The 20,239-nt window shown below is 66.8% G+C and carries 18 protein-coding genes and 1 tRNA gene; 10 read left to right on the plus strand and 9 right to left on the minus strand.

Translation table 11 applies throughout. From position 1 onward, the window contains the following. Positions 1-157: 157 nt before the first annotated feature. From argF to GBO37_RS00995, 4 genes are all read right to left on the minus strand, one after another. Positions 158-1,084: an ornithine carbamoyltransferase gene (argF, locus tag GBO37_RS00980; protein ID WP_252926596.1), complete on the minus strand. Its 927-nt coding sequence runs from the start codon at positions 1,082-1,084 to the stop codon at positions 158-160. A 146-nt stretch (positions 1,085-1,230) separates the two neighbouring features. Beyond that, positions 1,231-1,707 carry a GNAT family N-acetyltransferase gene (locus tag GBO37_RS00985; protein ID WP_252926561.1) on the minus strand — a complete coding sequence of 159 codons (477 nt, stop codon included), beginning with the start codon at positions 1,705-1,707 and terminating at the stop codon, positions 1,231-1,233. Then, positions 1,700-2,872: an aspartate aminotransferase family protein gene (locus GBO37_RS00990; protein ID WP_252926563.1), complete on the minus strand. Its 1,173-nt coding sequence runs from the start codon at positions 2,870-2,872 to the stop codon at positions 1,700-1,702. The genes GBO37_RS00985 and GBO37_RS00990 overlap by 8 nt, the downstream gene beginning before the upstream one ends. A 151-nt stretch (positions 2,873-3,023) precedes the next feature. Continuing rightward, entirely contained in the window at positions 3,024-3,860 is an 837-nt protein-coding gene (locus GBO37_RS00995) for an ABC transporter permease (RefSeq protein WP_252926565.1), read from the minus strand. Positions 3,861-3,977: 117 nt separating this feature from the next. Between GBO37_RS00995 and GBO37_RS01000 the strand changes: the two genes are divergently transcribed. From GBO37_RS01000 to rocF, 5 genes are all read left to right on the plus strand, one after another. After that, positions 3,978-4,601, plus strand: a complete 624-nt coding sequence (locus tag GBO37_RS01000; RefSeq protein ID WP_252926567.1) for a GcrA family cell cycle regulator — start codon at positions 3,978-3,980, stop codon at positions 4,599-4,601. Positions 4,602-4,737: 136 nt separating this feature from the next. Beyond that, positions 4,738-5,433, plus strand: a complete 696-nt coding sequence (locus GBO37_RS01005; RefSeq protein ID WP_252926569.1) for a metal-binding protein ZinT — start codon at positions 4,738-4,740, stop codon at positions 5,431-5,433. A 94-nt stretch (positions 5,434-5,527) separates the two neighbouring features. Beyond that, on the plus strand, positions 5,528-7,246 hold the full coding sequence (gene metG / locus GBO37_RS01010) for a methionine--tRNA ligase (RefSeq protein WP_148911661.1): 1,719 nt from the start codon (positions 5,528-5,530) through the stop codon (positions 7,244-7,246). 154 nt (positions 7,247-7,400) lie between these two features. Further along, positions 7,401-9,437, plus strand: a complete 2,037-nt coding sequence (locus GBO37_RS01015; protein ID WP_252926571.1) for a TonB-dependent receptor domain-containing protein — start codon at positions 7,401-7,403, stop codon at positions 9,435-9,437. Positions 9,438-9,511: 74 nt separating this feature from the next. Continuing rightward, positions 9,512-10,435: an arginase gene (rocF, locus tag GBO37_RS01020; RefSeq protein ID WP_252926573.1), complete on the plus strand. Its 924-nt coding sequence runs from the start codon at positions 9,512-9,514 to the stop codon at positions 10,433-10,435. A 52-nt stretch (positions 10,436-10,487) separates the two neighbouring features. Here rocF and GBO37_RS01025 read toward each other — a convergent pair whose 3' ends face one another. Then, positions 10,488-12,512 carry a catalase gene (locus GBO37_RS01025; RefSeq protein ID WP_252926575.1) on the minus strand — a complete coding sequence of 675 codons (2,025 nt, stop codon included), beginning with the start codon at positions 12,510-12,512 and terminating at the stop codon, positions 10,488-10,490. A 374-nt stretch (positions 12,513-12,886) separates the two neighbouring features. On the opposite strand from GBO37_RS01025, the gene GBO37_RS01030 reads away from it, so the two are divergent. Continuing rightward, a tRNA-Leu gene (locus GBO37_RS01030) sits at positions 12,887-12,958 on the plus strand. 49 nt (positions 12,959-13,007) lie between these two features. Here the strand turns inward: GBO37_RS01030 and GBO37_RS01035 are convergent. Next, on the minus strand, positions 13,008-13,559 hold the full coding sequence (locus tag GBO37_RS01035; protein ID WP_252926578.1) for an NYN domain-containing protein: 552 nt from the start codon (positions 13,557-13,559) through the stop codon (positions 13,008-13,010). 108 nt (positions 13,560-13,667) lie between these two features. On the opposite strand from GBO37_RS01035, the gene folK reads away from it, so the two are divergent. The 4 genes from folK to GBO37_RS01055 all read left to right on the plus strand — a co-directional run bounded on the left by folK (position 13,668) and on the right by GBO37_RS01055 (position 17,530). Further along, positions 13,668-14,258, plus strand: coding sequence for a 2-amino-4-hydroxy-6-hydroxymethyldihydropteridine diphosphokinase (folK, locus tag GBO37_RS01040; RefSeq protein WP_252926579.1), 591 nt, complete (start codon positions 13,668-13,670; stop codon positions 14,256-14,258). A 70-nt stretch (positions 14,259-14,328) separates the two neighbouring features. Next, a complete protein-coding gene (gene rpoZ, locus GBO37_RS01045; RefSeq protein WP_042245492.1) occupies positions 14,329-14,685 on the plus strand; it encodes a DNA-directed RNA polymerase subunit omega in 357 nt (118 codons plus the stop codon). Positions 14,686-14,718: 33 nt separating this feature from the next. Next, on the plus strand, positions 14,719-16,833 hold the full coding sequence (locus tag GBO37_RS01050; RefSeq protein ID WP_045982739.1) for a bifunctional (p)ppGpp synthetase/guanosine-3',5'-bis(diphosphate) 3'-pyrophosphohydrolase: 2,115 nt from the start codon (positions 14,719-14,721) through the stop codon (positions 16,831-16,833). Positions 16,834-16,870: 37 nt separating this feature from the next. Continuing rightward, complete coding sequence (locus GBO37_RS01055) at positions 16,871-17,530, plus strand: DUF2062 domain-containing protein (protein ID WP_252926581.1); 660 nt, start codon at positions 16,871-16,873, stop codon at positions 17,528-17,530. On the opposite strand, the gene GBO37_RS01060 is transcribed toward GBO37_RS01055, so the two are convergent. The 3 genes from GBO37_RS01060 to GBO37_RS01070 all read right to left on the minus strand — a co-directional run. Then, on the minus strand, positions 17,524-18,432 hold the full coding sequence (locus GBO37_RS01060; protein WP_252926583.1) for a glyoxylate/hydroxypyruvate reductase A: 909 nt from the start codon (positions 18,430-18,432) through the stop codon (positions 17,524-17,526). The two genes, GBO37_RS01055 and GBO37_RS01060, sit on opposite strands and share 7 nt — an antisense overlap. After that, on the minus strand, positions 18,429-19,568 hold the full coding sequence (gene rodA / locus GBO37_RS01065; RefSeq protein ID WP_252926586.1) for a rod shape-determining protein RodA: 1,140 nt from the start codon (positions 19,566-19,568) through the stop codon (positions 18,429-18,431). Before rodA ends, GBO37_RS01060 begins: the two co-directional genes overlap by 4 nt. A 4-nt stretch (positions 19,569-19,572) precedes the next feature. Continuing rightward, on the minus strand, positions 19,573-20,239 hold a 667-nt coding region (locus GBO37_RS01070; RefSeq protein ID WP_252926588.1), incomplete at its 5' end, for a penicillin-binding transpeptidase domain-containing protein.

Raw genomic sequence — 20,239 nt, forward strand, 5'->3', positions numbered from 1 at the left:
CTTACCCTAAGCAAAGAACTAGGTCTAAGGCGCAAAAGTTAGCATCCGCCTTCCTTTGCATTCGGATGCCGATGCAGAGCACCGGACCGAACCTGCCCCGCCCTCGCGGGGCCGGTTCAAGTGTCGTCGGGCGGCCCTTGGCCGCCCGTCAATCAGGTCACAGACCCAGGCAGTGGCGCATGATCGCCTTCTGCGCGTGCAGCCGGTTTTCGGCTTCGTCCCAGATGACGGATGCGGGGCCGTCCATGACGGCACTGGTCACCTCGTCCTCGCGATGCGCGGGCAAGCAATGCATGAACAGCGCATCCGGCCGCGCCTGCGCCATCAGGGCCTCGTTAATCTGATAGCCGCGCAGCTGATTGTGGCGCCGCTCCTTGGCCGATTGCGGGTCGTGCATGCTGACCCAGGTGTCCGTCACGACCAGGTCGGCACCGATGACGGCCCGCGCCGGATCGCGCTCGATGGTGACGGGACGCCCTTGGGATGCCGCATAGTCGAGGCAGGCCGCTTCGGGATCCAGCGGCGGCGGGCCTGTGAAGGTCAGATCGAAGCCGAACTGCCCCGCCGCGTGGGCAAAGCTTGCGAACACGTTGTTGCCGTCGCCCGACCAGACGACCTTCTTGTCGACGATGGGGCCGCGATGTTCCTCGAAGGTCATCACGTCGGCCATGATCTGGCATGGATGCGTGCGGTTCGTCAGCCCGTTGATCACCGGAACGGTCGCATGCTCGGCCATCTCCAGCAGCGTCGCCTCCTCGAAGGTCCGGATCATGATCAGGTCGACATAGCGGGACAGCACGCGCGCGGTGTCCGCGATGGTTTCGCCATGACCCAGCTGCATCTCCGAGCCCGACAGGATCATCGTCTGCCCGCCCAACTGGCGCACGCCGACATCGAAGCTGACCCGCGTGCGGGTCGAAGGCTTTTCGAAGATCAGCGCGACCATGCGGCCGGCCAGCGGCTGTTCGTCATCGGGACTGCCCTTGGGGCGGCCGTTGCGAGCGGCCTTCATCGCGTGGGCACTGTCGATGATGCTGCGCAGGGCGGCGCGGTCGGTGGTGTGGATATCCAGGAAATGGGTCATCATCTTGGTCTTTCGGCTTTTCTCCAGCAAGCCCCGCCGAACGGGCCGGGTCAAGGGCGGATCGGGCTTTCTGCGCCCCCGCGGGGGTGCACGCGGCCGGGCCGGAGAAGATGGGTATTTGGGCAAAGAAGAAGGGCGCATGAGCCTCATCGGAGGCGGGTCATCACGCGGACGGGCCGGCCTTGCGCGTCCAGGCGGTGATCGTTGCCCGCAAAGCCCGCCTTGCGGTAGGCGGCGATGGCGCGCTGATTTTCGGGGGCGGGATCGATCGCCAGGGTCGAACAGTCCAGCAGCAGCAGATTGCCCAGGGCGCGCAGCCATGCGCCGCCCTGCCCCACCCCGTCAGGCCCGGAAAACACGTCCAGCGCCACGGCATCCGCCGACAGCCCCGCGAAATGCGGCGCGGGCCAGTGATGGGCCGGATAGGATTGCGCATAGGCCAGGGCAGCGCCGTTCCGCACCACGATCATCTGTCGCATCACCCGGTGCCCCAGATCGTCGCGGATCAGGGCGATCTGGCGATCGGGGCCGGGCCACCAGGCAGCGACCTCCGGCTGAGCCAGCCATCGGGCCAGCACGGGCAGGTCGTTCTCGGTGATCGGCCTGAAGGCGTATTCAGCCATCCAGGCTGGCGGCGGCCCTGTCCAGGCGCGCCACCGCCTCGGCGATCTCATCTTTGGTGATGTTCAGCGGCGGCAGCAGGCGCAGGGTGTCATCTGCGGCGGGCACGGTCAGCAGATGCTGATCATAGGCCGCACGGACCAGATCGGTCGGCGCGACGCGGCATTTCAGGCCCAGCATCAGCCCCTGCCCCCGCACGCCCTCGAAGATCTGCGGATGGGCGGCGACCAGCCCCTCCAGCTTCTGGCGGAACATGGCGGCCTTGCGGTTGACCTCGGCCAGGAAGGCCGGATCGGCCACGATCTGCATCACGCGCGCGCCGACCGCGCAGGCCAGCGGGTTGCCGCCATAGGTGGAGCCGTGCGTCCCTGCGACCATGCCCGCGGCCGCGCCTTCCGTCGCCAGCACCGCGCCCAGGGGAAAGCCCCCACCGATGCCCTTGGCGACCATCATGATGTCGGGGGTGATCCCGGCATATTCATGCGCGAACAGACGCCCTGTCCGGCCCATGCCGCATTGCACCTCGTCCAGGACCAGCAGCGCGCCGGTCTGGTCGCACAGCTCGCGCAGCCCCTGAAGGCAGGCGTCGGGCAGCGGGCGGATGCCGCCCTCGCCCTGCACGGGTTCGACCATGATCGCGGCGGTGCGATCAGTGACTGCGGCCTTGAGCGCCTCGTGATCGCCGAAGGGTAGCGTGCGGAACCCCGGCATCAGCGGGCCAAAGCCCTTGATCATCTTCTCCGACCCTGCCGCCGCGATGGCCCCGGTGGAGCGCCCGTGGAACGCGCCCGAGAACGTCAGGATCTCGATCCGATCCGGATCGCCTGCGTGGTCCCAGTGCTTACGCACCATCTTGATGGCCAGTTCGGCCGCCTCGGTGCCGGAATTGGTGAAGAACACCGTGTCCGCGAAGGTGTGTTCGACCAGCAGGTCGGCCAGACGCTCCTGCTCGGGGATCTGGTACAGGTTCGACACGTGCCAGATCCGGCCCGCCTGTTCGGTCAGCGCGGCGACCAGATCGGGATTGGCATGACCCAGCACGTTCACCGCGATGCCCGCGCCCAGGTCCAGGTATCGCGTCCCGTCGGCGGTGACGGCCCAGGCGCCTTCGCCGCGTTCGAACGCCAGGGGGGCGCGATTATAGGTCGGCAAGACGTGCGGGATCATGGCAGGGCTCCGGCGATGGAAGGGGAATGGCGGAAACGGCAACAGGGACGCGAGCCCGCGAAGGGGCCGGCGTCAGCGTCGCGAACGGGTGGTGCGTCGTTTCGTCATAGCGCAAAGGATGCGCAGCTTTGCCTGTCAAGGCAAGTGCTAATCAGGGCTTCATCCGATAGCCCGACCGCAGCCAGCGCCATGCAAGATACAGCACCCCCGCAACGACCCCCGCGCAGATCAGCGCGCCGCGCCAGACCGGCGCGTCGCTGACCCCGGTCACGCCATAGCGCGCCCCGTCGATCAGATAGAAGATCGGGTTCCAGTGCGACAGCGTGCTGAACGGCTGTGGCAGCGCCTGCACCGAATAGAAGGTGCCCGACAGGAACGACAGCGGCGTGATGACGAAATTGGTGATCGCCGCCATCTGATCGAACTTCTGCGCCATGATGCCCGCAAGAATTCCCAAGCCGCCCAACATCAGCGCGGCCAGCAGCACGAAGACCAGCGTCCAGCCCGGATGCGCAATGCCTCGCCCGGTGACCAGCACCATGCCGGTCCCGATGACCGTGGCCACCAGCCCGGCGCGCACCACCGACCCGGCCAGATAGCCGGCCAACAGCTCTCCGGCGGACAGGGGCGGCATCAGTGTGTCGACGATGTTGCCCTGCACCTTGGCCGCGGTGATCGAGCTGGAAGTGTTCGCGAAGGCGTTCTGGATAACCGTCATCATCAGGATGCCCGGCCCCAGGAAGACCAGATAGGGCAGGCCCATGATCTGCCCCCGTCCCTGCCCCAGGGCCATCGCGAAGACCACAACGAACAGGCCCGCCGTCATCAGCGGCGCGAATATCGTCTGCTGCCAGACGGCCATGAAGCGCATGACCTCACGCCGCGCCAGCGTGCGCAGGCCCAGCCAGTTGACGCGGCCAAAGCGGCGCACGCCCATGGCGGGGCTGTCGGAAAGCGGGGGCAGGCCGGGCATTGTGGGCGGGGTCATCTGGCGGTCCTTGAATTTCTGCGCTTCGGCGGCTAAATCTCGGCATCCCGTATGTGACGGGACCAATCGCAGGTTACAAGATGGGGCGGCAGGTCAGACCCGCCCGGAAAGGCTGCCATGTCCTGGACGGATGATCGCGTCGAGACACTGAAACGCATGTGGTCCGAGGGCCAGTCGGCCAGCGCCATCGCCAAGGAACTGGGAGGCGTGACCCGCAACGCGGTGATCGGCAAGGTCCATCGCCTGGGGCTGTCGAACCGCACCGAGGAGCCGGAAGCCGCAGCCCCGGCTCCCGCCCCCGCGCCGGAACCGGTCGCGCGCGAAAAGCCTGTGGCTCCCCGTGCGGTCCCGCAGCCAGCGACGGCCCCTCTGCGCCCCGAACCCGCGCCCGAGCCCGTGGCGGTCCAGCCCGAGCCGGAACCCGAACCCAGCACGCAACCGGCCTTCGTGCCCGTTCCCCGCCGCCCGATCGTGCCGGCGGGACAGCCTTTGCCGCCCCAGCCTTCGGCCAACGAGATCTCTCCCGAAGCCTTGGCCTCGGTCCGCGAGGTCGAGAAGCGCGCCAAGAAACTGACCCTGATGGAACTGACCGAGCGGACCTGCAAATGGCCCATCGGCGATCCGGCAACCGACAAGTTCTGGTTCTGCGGCCTGCCGTCGGTCGCGGGAAAACCCTATTGCGAGGCGCATGTCGGCGTCGCGTTCCAGCCGATGTCCTCGCGCCGCGACCGTCGCCGCTGATTGCTTTCGGGCGGGCCGCAAAGGTCCGCCCGGTCCCGACCCGCCCTTGCCATCCCCGTACGCGCGCCTTACTGCGGTCCCGTTATGTGATGATATATCATTCCATGATTCGTCATATCTATAGAAGGACCGCCCCATGCCCCTCCGCTCGCCCCTCCCCGCCAGTCTGCTGATCGCCGCGACGCTTGCCCTGACCGGGCCGGCGCTGGCCCAGGACAGTGCCGCCCCAGCCGCGCATGACCACTCCCACGACCACGATCATGACCACGATCACGCCCATGCCCGCAGCCCCGAGGCACAGGCCCTCTATGACGGCTATTTCGACGACGATCAGGTCAAGGACCGCCCCCTGTCCGACTATGCGGGCGACTGGCAGTCGGTCTATCCCCTGCTGCAGGACGGCACCCTGGCGCCGGTCATGGACCGCAAGGCCCAGAAGGGCGACCAGACTGCCGAGGAATACACCGCCTATTACCAGACCGGCTATGCCACTGATACGGACCGCATCACCATCGAGGGTGACATGGTGACGTTCTACAGCGACGGCACGCAGGTGTCGGGCACCTATGCCCATGACGGGCACGAGATCCTGACCTATGCCCGCGGCAACCGCGGCGTCCGTTTCATCTTTGCCAAGACTGCCGGCGACGCGGGCGCACCCGCCTTCATCCAGTTCAGCGACCATGGGATCGCCCCGGCCCGCGCCGACCACTTCCACCTGTATTGGGGCGACGACCGCGCCGCCCTGCTGGAGGAGGTGACGAACTGGCCTACCTACTATCCCGCCGACATGACCCCCGCCCAGATCGTGGACGAGATGCTGGCCCATTGACGACCTGCGCACGCCCGGTGCGCCGGGCGTGCGCACCGCTTTTCATCACGGCGCAACAGGGCTAGAGATGCGCGACCCCGAAAGGACGCATGCCATGGCCCGCCACCTGATCACCTCTGCCCTGCCCTACATCAACGGCATCAAGCATCTGGGGAACCTCGTCGGTTCACAGCTGCCCGCCGACCTCTATGCCCGCTATCTGCGGGCGCGGGGCCATGAGGTCATGTTCATCTGCGCCACGGACGAACACGGCACCCCCGCCGAACTGGCCGCCGCCAAGACCGGAGAGGCCGTGGCCGACTATTGCGCCCGGATGCATGGCGTCCAGACCGCGCTGGCCGACGGGTTCGGGCTGTCCTTCGATCATTACGGCCGCTCCTCCAGCGACCGCAACCGCGCCCTGACCCAGCATTTCGCGGGCCGCCTGGCCGACCAGGGCTATATCCGCGAGGTCGTCGAGAAGCAGGTCTTCTCCCATGCCGACAACCGTTTCCTGCCGGACCGCTATATCGAGGGCACCTGCCCCAACTGCGGCTATGACAAGGCGCGCGGCGATCAGTGCGAAAACTGCACCAAGCAGCTGGACCCGACAGACCTGATCGACCCGCGCAGCGCGATCTCGGGCAGCACGGACCTGGAGGTGCGCGAGACCAAGCACCTGTACCTGCGCCAGTCCGCGCTGAAGGGCGACATCGCCGCCTGGATCGACGCAAAGACCGACTGGCCGATCCTGACGACCTCGATCGCGCGCAAATGGCTGAACGACGGCGACGGGCTGCAGGACCGCGGCATCACCCGCGACCTGGACTGGGGCGTGCCGGTGAAGCGGGGCGACCAGGACTGGCCGGGGATGGAGGGCAAGGTCTTCTATGTCTGGTTCGACGCGCCCATCGAATATATCGGCGCGACCGCCGAATGGGCCGATGCGGCGGGCGCCGACGATGCCGCATGGCGCCGCTGGTGGCGCCTGGACCAGGGCGCCGAGGACGTGACCTATACCCAGTTCATGGGCAAGGACAACGTGCCCTTCCATACCCTGTCCTTCCCCGCGACACTGATCGGTTCGGGCGAGCCGTGGAAGATGGTCGACTATATCAAGTCCTTCAATTACCTGACCTATCAGGGCGGACAGTTCAGCACCTCGCAGGGGCGCGGCGTCTTTATGGACCATGCGCTGGAGATCCTGCCGGCGGACTACTGGCGCTGGTGGCTGCTGTCCCACGCCCCCGAATCCGGCGACAGCGAGTTCACGTGGGAGAATTTCCAGCAATCCGTGAACAAGGACCTGGCCGACGTGCTGGGCAACTTCGTCAGCCGCATCACCAAGTTCTGCCGCGCCAAGTTCGGCGAGGCCGTTCCCGAAGGCCCGGCCTGGGGCCCTGCCGAACTGGCGCTGATCGACACGCTGACCGCCCGCGTTCGTGCCTATGAGGCGAACATGGAGGCGATGGAGGTCCGCAAGGCGGCCGCCGAGCTGCGCGCCATCTGGGTGTCGGGCAATGAATACCTGCAGTCGGCCGCGCCCTGGACGGTGTTCAAGACCGACCCCGACCAAGCGGCGATGCAGGTGCGCATGGGCCTGAACCTGATCCGCCTTTATGCGGTCCTGTCGCAGCCCTTCATCCCCTTTGCATCGGCCGCGATGCTGCAGGCGATGGACGCGCAGGATGCGGGCTGGCCCGACGACGTGGCGCAGGCCCTGCAGGCGCTGGCCCCCGGCCATGCCTTCACCGTCCCCGAGGTGATGTTCGCCAAGATCAGCGACGAGGACCGAGAGGCCTGGGCCGCCCGTTTCCAGGGCGTCCGCGCCTGACTGTCGCATTCGTGCCACAGGAGCGCAGGGGGCAGGCGCAGACCTTGTCCCCCGCGCCCACCCGCCGTAAAGGCGACTGAATTACCCAGGTAATCGGCTTTTCCCTCTGGCCACGACCCCAGGCAGCATGTCCCCTCCGACCCCGAGGCCCATGATGCCCAAGACCCCCTCCCTTCGCGCGACGTTCCTGTCGCTGACCGCCCTGACCGCGCCGGCATTGGCCCAGGACACGGCCCCCATCCTGCTGGACGAGATCGTGATCACCGCGTCCGGGTTCGAACAGAACATCGCCGACGCCCCTGCCAGCATCTCGGTCATTTCCGGAGAGGAGCTGGCGCGGCGCAACATCACCAGCCTGTCGGACGCGCTGCGCGGGGTGCAGGGCGTGGCCACAACTGGCGTCGCCAACGAACAGGACATCACCATCCGCGGCCTGTCGGGCCAGTACACGCTGATCCTGGTCGACGGCAAACGTCAGGGCACGCGCGAATCGCGCACCAACGGCAGCGCGGGGATCGAGCAGAACTGGATTCCCCCCGTCGCCGCCATCGACCGGATCGAGATCGTTCGCGGGCCGATGTCGTCGCTGTACGGATCGGACGCGATGGGCGGCGTGGTCAACGTCATCACCAAGCCGGTCGCCGACCGCTGGACCGGGTCGGTCACGGCCGAGGCCACCCTGCCCCAGGACGGCGACGACGCGTCCTCGCGCCAGCTGTCCTTCTATGGCAGCGGGCCGGTCGCTGCGGACCGGTTGGGCCTGCAGGTCTGGGGACGCCGCCTCGACCGGTCCGAATCGCGGGTCGTCGACGGGCTGCGCGACCGCGAACTGACGGACCTGTCGGCGCGGTTCAGCTGGACGCCCGACCCCGATCACACCGTCCACCTGGAGGGCGGGCGCACCACAATCGAGGACCTCGGCCGCGTCGGCCGCACCATCGCGCCCGTGGATTTCCGCGGCACGCCGCAGAACGACAGCCTTCAGGAAAACACCCGCGACCGCGCCGCCCTGTCCTATGCCGGGCAGTGGGGCAATGTCACGGCCGACCTGTCGGTCCTGCGCGAGGTGGGCCAGCGCAAGACGGCATCGGGCAATGGCGCGCTTGTCGCAGGCGACCGCGCGCCAGAGGTCACGAACACCGTCTATGACGCGAAATTCACCGCGCCGCTGGAATGGCAGGGCAGCCATACGCTGGTCTTTGGCGGGCAGGTGAACCGCACGGGGCTGCGCGACCAGAACCCCGGCCTGGGCGATGGGCGGACCTATTCCTTTGCGACCTCGCAGCGCGCGGTGTTCCTGGAGGACGAATGGCGCCTGCGCGACGATCTTGCCCTGACCCTTGGGGCGCGGCTGAACGATCATGCCGAATACGGCAGCAACCTGACCCCGCGCGCCTATGCGGTGTGGAACGCGACGCAGGGCCTGACCCTCAAGGGGGGCGTGTCGACGGGGTTCCGCGCGCCGGATCTGCGCTCCGTCGTGCCGGGCTATTTCTACACCACCGAACGGGGCGCAGGCGCGATCGTCTCGAACCCCGGCCTGCAGCCAGAGGAAAGCACCAGCTATGAGCTGGCGGCGCTTTACGATGCGCCGACGTGGCAGGTGGGTGCGACGCTGTTCCGCACCGATTTCGACGACAAGATCGAAAGCGCCCGCACCGACGACCAGGTCGTGATCGGCGGAACCACCTTCAACCGATGGGAATGGTACAATGTCGGCCGCGCCCGCCTGCAGGGGGTCGAGTTGACCGCGGACTGGGACGCCACCCCCGACCTGACGCTGCGCGCCAGCTACAGCTTCACCGACAGCGAACAGCGGACCGGCGATTTCGCGGGCCTGCCGCTGGACCGCACGCCGCGCCATCAGGCCAGCGTGACCGCCGATTGGGTCACCCCCGTCGCGGGGCTGGGGGCCTGGGGGTCGGTGATCTATCACGGCCGGGAAACAGCCGCCGGAGCCCGCATCGGCACCAACGGCCGACCGGTGGCCTTCGACGCGGACGGGACAGCCATCGCCTATGAATACGGGTCCTACCTGACGGTGGACCTGGGGGCGGATTATCAACTGGCCGACCGGGTCAGCCTGAACGGCGCGATCTACAACCTGCTGGACCGCGACGTCACCATGGCCGCCAACAACACCGAGGGCGAGGGCCGCCGCCTGTGGCTGGGCCTGACCTCGAACTTCTAGGGGGATGCGCCCGGCCGGTGGACTTTCCCCGGCCGGGCGTGTTCAAACGGGGCACCATCCAGCCGGAGAGCCCCATGACCCATTGCATCCTGATCGGAGCCCCCGTGGACGAGGGCCAGCGCCGCCCCGGCTGCCTGATGGGCCCCGCCGCCTATCGCACCGCGGGCCTGGCCGCGACCTTGTCGACCCTGGGCCACACGGTCGAGGATCGCGGCGACGTCACGCCGGACCCCCTGGGCGACCATACCTGCGCCAACCCCGCCGTCCATCACCTGCCTGAAACGATCGCCTGGACCGGCGCCCTGCGGCAAGCCACTCAGGACGCCCTGCCGCATGGCATGCCGATCATCATGGGGGGCGATCATTCGCTGGCTTTGGGCACCGTCGCAGGGGTCGCTGCGCATGCCGCCGCGCAGGGCCGCGCGCAGTTCGTGATCTGGCTGGACGCGCACAGCGACTTTCACACCGTCGCCACCACCACGTCGGGAAACCTGCATGGCACGCCGATGGCCTATGCCAACGGGCTGGACGGTTTCGACCCCTTCCCGCCCTTCCCCGCCCCCATCCCGGGCGAAAACATCTGCATGTTCGGCATCCGCAGTGTGGACCCCGCCGAACTGGCCCTGATGCAGCCTACGGACATCACCGTGAACGACATGCGGGTGCTGGACGAACAGGGCATCGTGGCCCCGCTGCGGGCCTTTCTGGACCGCGTGCGCGCGGCCGACGGCCTGTTGCATGTCAGCCTGGACGTGGATTTCCTGGACCCCTCGATCGCGCCCGCGGTGGGAACCACGGTGCCCGGCGGCGCGACCTTCCGCGAGGCGCATCTGGTGATGGAGCTGCTGCACGAATCGGGGCTGGTCACATCGCTGGACTTGGTCGAGTTGAACCCGTTCCTGGACGAACGGGGCCGGACCGCAAAGCTGATGGTCGATCTGGTCGGCAGTCTGATGGGCCGCAAGGTCTTTGACCGCCCGACCCGCAGCTATGGGTAAGGGGCGGACCACCGGCCCGCCCCCTTTCATTCCGGTCCTAAACGGCTGAGGCCTACCAGACCTTGGCTTCGCGGTCATAGAACCGCTGCGCCGCCGCTTCGACGAACGCCGCCGGGTCCAGCTTGGTCACGCCCTTGTCGGGCTGCACCCCGGCCGCCGCCAGCAGCTTGGCGCTGGCATCGTCGGCGCCGATCGCCTTCAGATGCGCAAAGGCATCCGACACGAAGTCGACCGCGGGCTTGAACTTGGCCAGCTTGGCCGCGTCATCGGCGCCGATGACCAGCGCCACCGCGTCGAACAGGACCGACGGCGATCCCGCCAGCTGCGCCTCGGCCTTGCCACGCTCCTTGGCGATCAGCATGACGGTGCCGCCTTGGGCCTCGACCGCGTCGCGCAGCGCATCGACCTTGGCTTGATCCCCGCCGTCGCCGATCAGGATGCCGACCTTGCGACCCTTCAGGCTGTGCTTGGCTTGCTTCATGATCGACAGCGCATCCGAAGGCGCCATGTCGATCGGCTCGCGCATGGGCGTCGCTGCATCGGGCAGATCCTCGGCCAGACCTTCGGCCACGGTTTCGGCCAGATCTTCGTCGATGACCCGCAAATGACCCAGAACGCGCTGGATCACGTGGCCAAGGCCGACCTTGGACAGTTCGAACGTGATCGCATCGGCGATGTGGGTCTGCTCGACCTCGGTCTGGCTGCGATAGAACAGCCGTGCCTGGCTGTAATGGTCGCCGAACAGGTCCGCACGCACGCGCAACTTTTCGTCCGGCTGGTTGCCCAGGTCGGTCATGTCCTTGTAGGTCGCGAAGCCCTGGTCGGTGGCGCGGGGTCCCGGCTCCTCTCCGGCCTGGTCCAGGCTGTTCGGCTCATAGTTGGCGCGGCCCTTGGGCACCGCCATCTGCATCATGCCGTCGCGTTGAAAATTGTGCATCGGGCATTTCGGCGCATTAACCGGGATCTGGTGGAAGTTCGTGGTGCCAAGCCGCGACTTCTGAGTGTCCATATAGCTGAACAGCCGTCCCTGCAGCAGCGGGTCGTCGGAAAAGTCGATGCCGGGCACGACGTTCGTCGGCAGGAAGGCCACCTGCTCTGTCTCGGCAAAGAAGTTGTCGGGGTTCCGGTCCAGCACCATGCGGCCGACGATGCGGACGGGAATGTCCTCCTCGGGGATCAGCTTGGTCGCGTCCAGGACGTCATAAGGCTGCTTGGCGGCCCATTCCGCGTCAAAGGTCTGGATGCCCAGTTCCCATTCCGGGAAGTCCCCCGAATCGATGGCCTCCCACAGGTCCTGGCGGTGATAGTCCTGGTTCGCGCCGGCGGTCTTGACGGCCTCGTTCCAGACCTGGCTCTGCAAGCCCAGCTTGGGCTTCCAGTGGAACTTGACGAAGGTCGACTTGCCTTGGGCGTTGACCAGGCGGAATGTGTGGACGCCGAACCCCTCGATCATGCGCAGGCTGCGCGGGATGGCACGATCGGACATCGCCCACATGATCATGTGCATGGATTCCGGCATCAGCGATACGAAATCCCAGAAGGTGTCGTGGGCGCTGGCGGCCTGCGGATAGCCCTTGTCTGCCTCCATCTTGACCGAATGGACCAAGTCGGGAAACTTGATGGCGTCCTGGATGAAGAACACCGGAATGTTGTTGCCGACCAAGTCCCAGTTGCCTTCTTGGGTGTAGAACTTGACAGCAAAGCCCCGCACGTCGCGCGGCGTGTCGACGCTGCCTGCGCCGCCGGCCACGGTCGAGAAACGCACAAAGACTGGCGTCTTGCCCGGGTTTGCCATAACGCCCGCGCGGGTCAGTTCCGGGATCGGGTCGGTGCATTCGAAATAGCCGTGTGCACCCGAACCGCGGGCGTGGACGATTCGCTCCGGAATGCGTTCATGGTCGAAATGGAAAATCTTTTCGCGAAGGACGAAATCCTCCAGCAGGGTGGGACCGCGGGCCCCGGCCTTCAGGCTGTTCTGGTTGTCGGAAATCGGGACCCCGTGATTGGTAGTCAGGGCCTCGCCGCCGGTCTGGTGGGTCTCTCCACCGTTGCCGCGTGTCTCGCTGATGCTGGACATGACGTCCTCCTGTGATGGCGCGTTGCCTGTCCAACCAAGGCCGACGAAAACGGTTCCTGATTCGGGGGGCTATGTTTTGTTCATCCACTTGCCCTGCGCCGCACAGCCTGCGATACGCAGGAGTGATGATGATGCGGACGTGGCGAAATCGGTAGACGCAGCAGACTTTGACGATTGGAGTGCCCGGCCGGGAAACCGCTGGTGCAGAACCGCTCAAATTCGGGGAAAGCTGTGGGGCCCCGGCCCCGTGCCAATCCCGAGCCAAGCCCCGGACACGGGGAAGGTGTAGAGACTAGACGGGCGGCGCCTAACGTCCTTGCGGACCATGGCGAAGGGATAGTCCAGACCACGAACGGGGCATCGCACCCCCGGCGGCGAAAGTCGAAGTGGTACGAAAATCTGTTTTCCGAACGGAAGTGCGGGTTCAAGTCCCGCCGTCCGCACCATCATCGCGTCATGCGGCACCGGCGCTGTCAGGCCCCGGTGTACGCGGGATTAAGTCTCGACTTGAGCCGGGTCGCGCGGCGGGCGGCCGATGATGTCGCGCAGCGCGTCCAGTTCGATGAAGTTGTCGGCCTGGCGGCGCAGGTCGTCGGCGATCATCGGTGGCTGGCTGCGGATCGTGGACACGACCGACACCCGGACCCCCTGACGCTGAAGCGATTCGACCAGCGGCCGGAAATCGCCGTCGCCGGAGAACAGGACCGCGTGATCCATCCGCGGGGCCAGTTCCATCGCATCGACGGTCAGTTCGATGTCCATGTTGCCCTTGACCTTGCGGCGGCCCAGGGCGTCGGTGTATTCGCGCGCCGGCTTGGTCACGACGCAGAAACCGTTGTAATGCAGCCAATCCACCAGCGGACGGATCGGGGAATATTCCTCGCCCTCGATCAGGGCGGTATAGTAATAGGCACGCATCAGCTTGCCGCGGCGATCGAATTCCTGGCGCAGCAGCTTGTAGTCGATATCAAAGCCCAGTGCCTTCGCGGCAGCATAAAGATTGGCCCCGTCTATGAAGATTGCCAATCGGTCGTCTTTGTAAAACATGGATGTTGCCTTTGATGAACCCGGTCCTTCACGGCACAAGCGCGGGCCAGGGTGAGGGACCTGAGATGCGCGGGCCCATGCCATGGACCTGTAAGGAAAGAGGAAAGCGTGGTTAACCTGTCTTTTGGTATCGTTGCTTTTGGGGCCAACCTTCCCCTGTCGGATCAGGACCCCGTAACGACCCTGTGCACGACGATGGGCATTCTGCACAGCGCCCCGGGCATTTCAATCACCGCGATCAGTTGCATCTGGCGGACTCCCGCCATGCCTGCGGGATCGGGGCCCGATTTCGCCAATGCGGTGGCGCTGATCGCCACGTCCCTGGACGCGCCGCAGGTCCTGGCGACGCTGCACGCGATCGAGGCAGAGCACGGCCGCGACCGCAGCACCGGCCGGTGGTCGGCACGCGTCCTGGACCTGGACCTGATTGCGCTGGACGACCGGATCGAACCCGATGCGGGCCATCTGCGGGACTGGATGGACCTGTCCCCCGACCGCCAGGGGGTGCAGACGCCCGACCGGCTGATCCTGCCCCATCCGCGGATGCAGGACCGCGCGTTCGTCCTGGCCCCCCTGGCCGAGATCGCGCCGGACTGGCGTCATCCGCTGACCGGGCTCAGCGTCGCGGCGATGCTGGAGGCGCTTGGCCCTCGCGCGTTGGACGGAATGACGCCGGTCGAATCCCCAGGTTTTCCTTGACAATCGGCGCTGTGGCGACCATCAGTCCGGTTCGCCCCGAATGTCCGATTCGCAACTGCACAGGTGATCCATGGCCCGCGTAACGGTCGAAGACTGCGTCGACAAGGTTCCCAACCGCTTTGATCTGGTGATGCTCGCCTCGCATCGCGCCCGAGAGATCGCGGCTGGCAGCGCCCCCACCGTCGATCGCGACAACGACAAGAACCCGGTGGTCGCCCTGCGCGAAATCGCCGAAGAGACCCAGCCCGTCGACGATCTGCGCGAGCGGATGATCGAATCGACCCAGACCCAGATCGAGGTCGACGAGCCCGAGGAGGACGCCATGGCCCTGCTGCTGGGCGCCGAGGTCGATCGCCCCAAGCCGTCTGACGAGGAATCCGAGGAACGGATGCTGCGCATGATGCTGGAAGCCAACCAGCGCGCCTGACACGGTCACACTGCAGAGGTCTTCGACACCATCATGATCGACGTCGAAGACCTGCTGGCCCTTGTCCGCAACTACAACCCGCGCAGCAACTGCACCTTGATCCGCGATGCCTATGAATACGGCATGCGCATGCACGAGGGCCAGTTCCGCCATTCCGGCGAGCCGTATTTTACCCATCCCATCGCCGTTGCCGCCATCCTGACCGAGATGCGGCTGGACGACGCGACCATCGTGACCGCGCTGCTGCACGACACGATCGAGGACACGCGATCGACCAAGGACGAGGTCGTCGGCATGTTCGGCGCGGAAATCGCCGAACTGGTCGACGGGGTCACCAAGCTGACCAACCTGGAACTGTCCAGCACCCAGTCCAAGCAGGCCGAGAACTTTCGCAAGCTGTTCATGGCCATGTCGCGCGACATGCGGGTGATCCTGGTCAAGCTGGCCGACCGGCTGCACAACATGCGCACCATCCGGTCCATGCGTCCCGACAAGCAGGTCAAGAAGGCGCGCGAGACGATGGACATCTATGCCCCCCTGGCGGGCCGGATGGGCATGCAGTGGATGCGCGAGGAGCTGGAGGACCTGGCCTTCAAGGTCATCAACCCCGAGGCGCGCAGTTCGATCATCCGCCGCTTTGTCAGCCTGCAGCGCGACAGCGGCGACATCATCGGCCAGATCACCGCCGACATCCGCACCGAGATGGAGAAGGAGGGCATCGAGGCCGACGTGTTCGGCCGCGCCAAGAAGCCCTTCAGCGTCTGGCGCAAGATGCAGGAAAAGCAGCTGGCCTTTTCGCGCCTGTCCGACATCTACGGCTTTCGGATCATCACGCGGACCGAGATGGACTGCTATCGCGCGCTTGGCGTGATTCACCATCGCTGGCGCGCGGTTCCGGGGCGGTTCAAGGATTACATCAGCCAGCCGAAATCGAACGGCTACCGCTCTATCCACACCACGGTATCGGGTCGCGACGGCAAGCGGGTCGAGGTGCAGATCCGCACCCGCCAGATGCACGAGGTCGCCGAGGCCGGCGTCGCGGCGCATTGGGCCTATCGCGACGGCGTGCGCACCCGGAACCCCTTTGCGGTCGATCCCGCCGAATGGATCGCCCAGCTGACCGACCGGTTCGACACCGAGGACCACAACGAGTTCCTGGAACATGTCAAGATGGAGATGTACCAGGACCAGGTGTTCTGCTTCACCCCCAAGGGCGACGTGATGCAGCTGCCGCGGGGCGCGACGCCGATCGACTTCGCCTATGCGATCCACACCCGGTTGGGCAATTCCTGCGTCGGCGCCAAGATCGACGGCATCCGCGTGCCCCTGTGGACGCGGCTGAAGAACGGGCAGTCGGTCGACATCATATCGGCCTCGGGGCAGCGGCCGCAGGCGACCTGGCTGGACATCGTGGTCACCGGCCGCGCCAAGGCCGCGATCCGGCGCAGCTTGCGCGAGGAGGACCGCGACCGCTTCATGCGCCTGGGGCGCGAACTGGTGCGCGTCAGCTTCGAGCATGTGGGCCGCAAGGTCACCGACAAGGCGCTGCGCACCGCGGCCAAGCAGATGGGTCTGCCCTCGGCCGAGGATCTGCTGGCCCGCATCGGCAGCGCCGAGAACTCCGCCAAGGAGGTCCTGGGCGTCCTTTATCCGGAACTGGCCGACCACCAAGACGAGATCGACGGCAAGCGCCCCTTCGCGGGGCTGGAGGCCGACGCGAACTTCAAGCGCGCGCCCTGCTGCGCCCCCCTGCCCGGCGAGCGGATCGTGGGCATCACCTATCGCGGCGCCGGCGTGGTCATCCATGCCATCGACTGTCCCGTGCTGGCCGAGTTCGAGGACAGCCCCGACCGATGGGTCGACCTGCAATGGCGCGAGGGGCGCCACCCCGCCGCCTATTCGACCGTGCTCAATTTGACGATCCGCCACGACGCAGGCGTGCTGGGACGCATCTGCACCTTGATCGGGGCGCAGGGGGCGAATATCTCGAACCTGGAGTTCATCGCCCGCAAGCCCGACTTCTACCGCATCGAGGTCGAGGTCGAACTGCGCGACCATGAACATCTGCACAACCTGCTGACCGCCCTCGAGGCGGAAAGCGATGTCGCGCAGGTCTCGCGCGTGCGGGACCCGGCGCTGAAACCCTGAGGCAGGCGCCCCCTGCCCGTCACGGATCGGGTTCGCCTTGTTCAAACGCCGCAAACCGCGCAGCTACGGCCAACTGGCCAGCCAGATGATCTATCCGCCGGGCGGCTGGCGGCGGGCCAGCGCCTATGTAGCCCACAGGCTGCGCCGCCTGCCCGACCAGCCGCATCGCATCGCGCGCGGGGTCGCGGCGGGGATCATGGTGAATTTCACGCCGCTGTTCGGGTTCCACTTCCTGTCGGCGGCGGCGGTGGCCTGGATCATCCGCGGCAACGTGCTGGCCGCGCTGTTGGCGACCTTCGTGGGCAATCCGGTGACCCTGCCCTTCATCGCGCTGATGTCGGTCAAGCTGGGCCGCGAGATCCTGGGCCAAGAGGGCGAGCTGACGCCCCAGTTCATCTTCCACGAATTCTCGAAGGCCACCGGAGAGCTGTGGCACAACCTCAGCGCCCTGTTCGGCCCGTCAGAGATGCACTGGTACAACCTCAGCGACTTTCTGGCGCAGGTATTCTGGCCCTACATGGTCGGCGGCGTCATCCTGGGGTCCATCGCGGGGGTCATCACGCATTACCTGACCGTCCCGATCTTCATCGCCTATCAGCGCCGCCGCGAGAAGAAGATGGCAGAGCGCATCGCCCGCGCCTCGGCCCGCGCGGCACAGCTGAAGGCGAATCGGGCCAGGGGCGGTCCGGGTCAGTAACCGCGGTCGCGGTCCACCAGATGCAGCAACGGCCGTCCCGCCATCGCGCGCCGCAGGTTCTGGGCGACGACGGGGGCGGCGGTCGCGGGGCGGGTCTCGGCGGCGATATGGGGCGTGACGGTGACCGCGGGATGGGCCCAGAACGGGTGGTCCTGGGGCAGCGGTTCGGTGCGGAACACGTCCAGCACCGCGTGCCCCGGCCGCCCCCGGTCCAGCCCCCGCAACAGCGCCTCGTCATCGATCAGCGTGCCGCGTCCCGGATTGATCAGCCAGGCGCCGTCAGGCAGGCGCGACAGGCGGTCCGCATCCAGCAGCCCGCGGGTGGCGGGCGTGTCGGGCAGCAGGCAGACCAGGATCTGCGCGCGGGCCAGGGCCTGATGCAGCTTCGCGATGGGCAGCACCGAAACACCCGGCACCGCCCGCCCCGAGGCGCTGACGCCGGTGACCGGAAAGCCCAGGCCGGTCAGCATGGCTGCGGCGGCCTGTCCCAGTTCGCCCATGCCCAGGACGGTCACCGGGCGTTCGGCGGCCAGCGGCGGGATCTGCCCGTTGCGCCAGATGCCGTCCTGGGCATAGCGGTCCATGCCCAGATGGGCGCGCATGGCCCATCCTGCGCAATATTCGGCCATCCCCTGGCGCAATCCAGGATCGACCATCCGCGCCAAGGGCTGGGTCAGCGTGGCGTTGCCCACGATGCGTTCGACCCCGGCCCACAGGCTCTGCACCAGCCGGACATTGGCGTAGGGCGCGAAATCGGTGATGTCGCCGCCCGGGGCGTAGATGATCGCATCGAACGTGGCCGGATCGCCGTCGCGGTCCAGATGCATCTCGGGGCAGGCCGCGCGCAGGGCCGGGGCCCAATCGGACCACGCATCGTCGCGGGCAGAGAACCGGACCCTCATCGGGGTCTGTGGACATGGGCGGATTGCACCAGACCAAATCCCAGCATCAGGATCATCAGCGACGTCCCCCCATAGCTGACCAGCGGCAGCGGCGACCCCTTGGCCGGCAGCAGCCCCATCACCGTCGCCATGTTGATCGAGAAGTACAGAAAGAACGTCGCGCTGATGCCGATGGTGATCAGGCTGGCAAAGCGGTCGCGGTTGCTGAGTGCGGAATACAGGCAGAAGCCCAGGATCAGCATGTACAGCACCAGCAGCGACGACGCGCCGATGAAGCCGAACTCCTCGGACAGGACAGTGAAGATGAAGTCGGTGTGCTTTTCGGGCAGGAAGTTCAGCCGCGACTGCGTGCCCTGCATGAAGCCGCGCCCCGACAACCCGCCCGAACCAAGCGCGATCTGGCTCTGGATGATGTTGTAGCCGGCCCCCAACGGGTCGGAGGTCGGGTCCAGGAAGGTGTCGATCCGGCGGAACTGATAGTCGCGCAGCAGCTGCCAGTCCGTCCCGCGGCTGCGCATGACGGCCACGACCAGGCCCACCGCGGCGCCGATCACCGCCCCGAAATACCACAGCGACACACCCGCCGCGAACATCACGATCCCGCCCCCCGCGACCAGCATGATCGACGTGCCAAGATCCGGCTGCATCAGGACCAGCGCGGTCGGCGCCAGGATCAGCACCACCGGCACAATCACCCACAAGGGACGCGACACGCGGTTCAGCGGCAGCCAGTCGTAATAGGCGGCCAGCAGCAGGACCAGCGCGATCTTCATCAGTTCGGACGGCTGGATGCGGATCGGGCCGATGTCGATCCATCGCTGCGCGCCCATGCCGATGACCCCGAACAGGTCGACCGCGACCAGCATCAGGAAGCACATCACATAGGCCGCGACAGAGATGCCGCGCCAGAACCACATGGGCACGAAGGCCAGCCCCAGCATGATCACCATGCCCACGGCAAAGCGGATCATCTGCGGTTCCGCCCAGGTGTCCATGCGGCCGCCGGCGACCGAATACAGCATCAGGAACCCGATGCAGCACACGGCGGTGATCAGCAGGACCAGCGGCCAGTTGATGTACAGGACCTTGCGGAACCCCGTCGGAACCTGCGCCACCTGATAGTCGAGATAGGACATCGCCTTACGCCCTGCTGCGGCCGGGGCGCGGGGCCTCGGGCTGGTAAAGGTGCATGGCGTTGTGACGCTCCTCCAGCGCGGCGCGCTGATCCGAGGGCACTGCGTCCAGGGGCGGCAGCCCGCCGTTCAGCGCGAACAGCAGGATGTCGCGCGCGATGGGCGCGGCCACGGCCGATCCGCCGCCGCCATGTTCGACCACCACCGAGATCGCGTATTTCGGCGCATCATAGGGGGCATAGGCCACGAACAGCGCATGGTCGCGCCGCGCCCAAGGCAGCTGATCGTTCGAGATGACGCCGCGGGCGCGTTCGGCGGCGGTGATGTTGCGGACCTGGCTGGTGCCGGTCTTGCCGGCCATGCGCCATTCCTCGCGGGTGATGCGGGCGCCGCGGGCGGTGCCGCGGGCGCTGTTCATCACCGCGTCCATGCCAAGCCGCGCGACGCGCAGCGCTTCCGGGCTGATGTCCAGCGGCGGGTATTCGGGCGGCGCCTGCCGCACGCCGTCGACGGACCGGATCAGCTGGGGCTGAACCTCGCGGCCCGACGCGATGCGGGCGGTCATCACCGCCAGCTGCAGCGGCGACGCCAGCACGAAGCCCTGCCCGATCGAGGCGTTCAGGCTGTCGCCGATCTGCCAGGCCTGGCCGTGGCGGGCCATCTTCCATTCGCGG

Source organism: Paracoccus sp. 08, from assembly GCF_024105395.1.
In the GTDB taxonomy this organism is placed as follows: domain Bacteria; phylum Pseudomonadota; class Alphaproteobacteria; order Rhodobacterales; family Rhodobacteraceae; genus Paracoccus; species Paracoccus marcusii.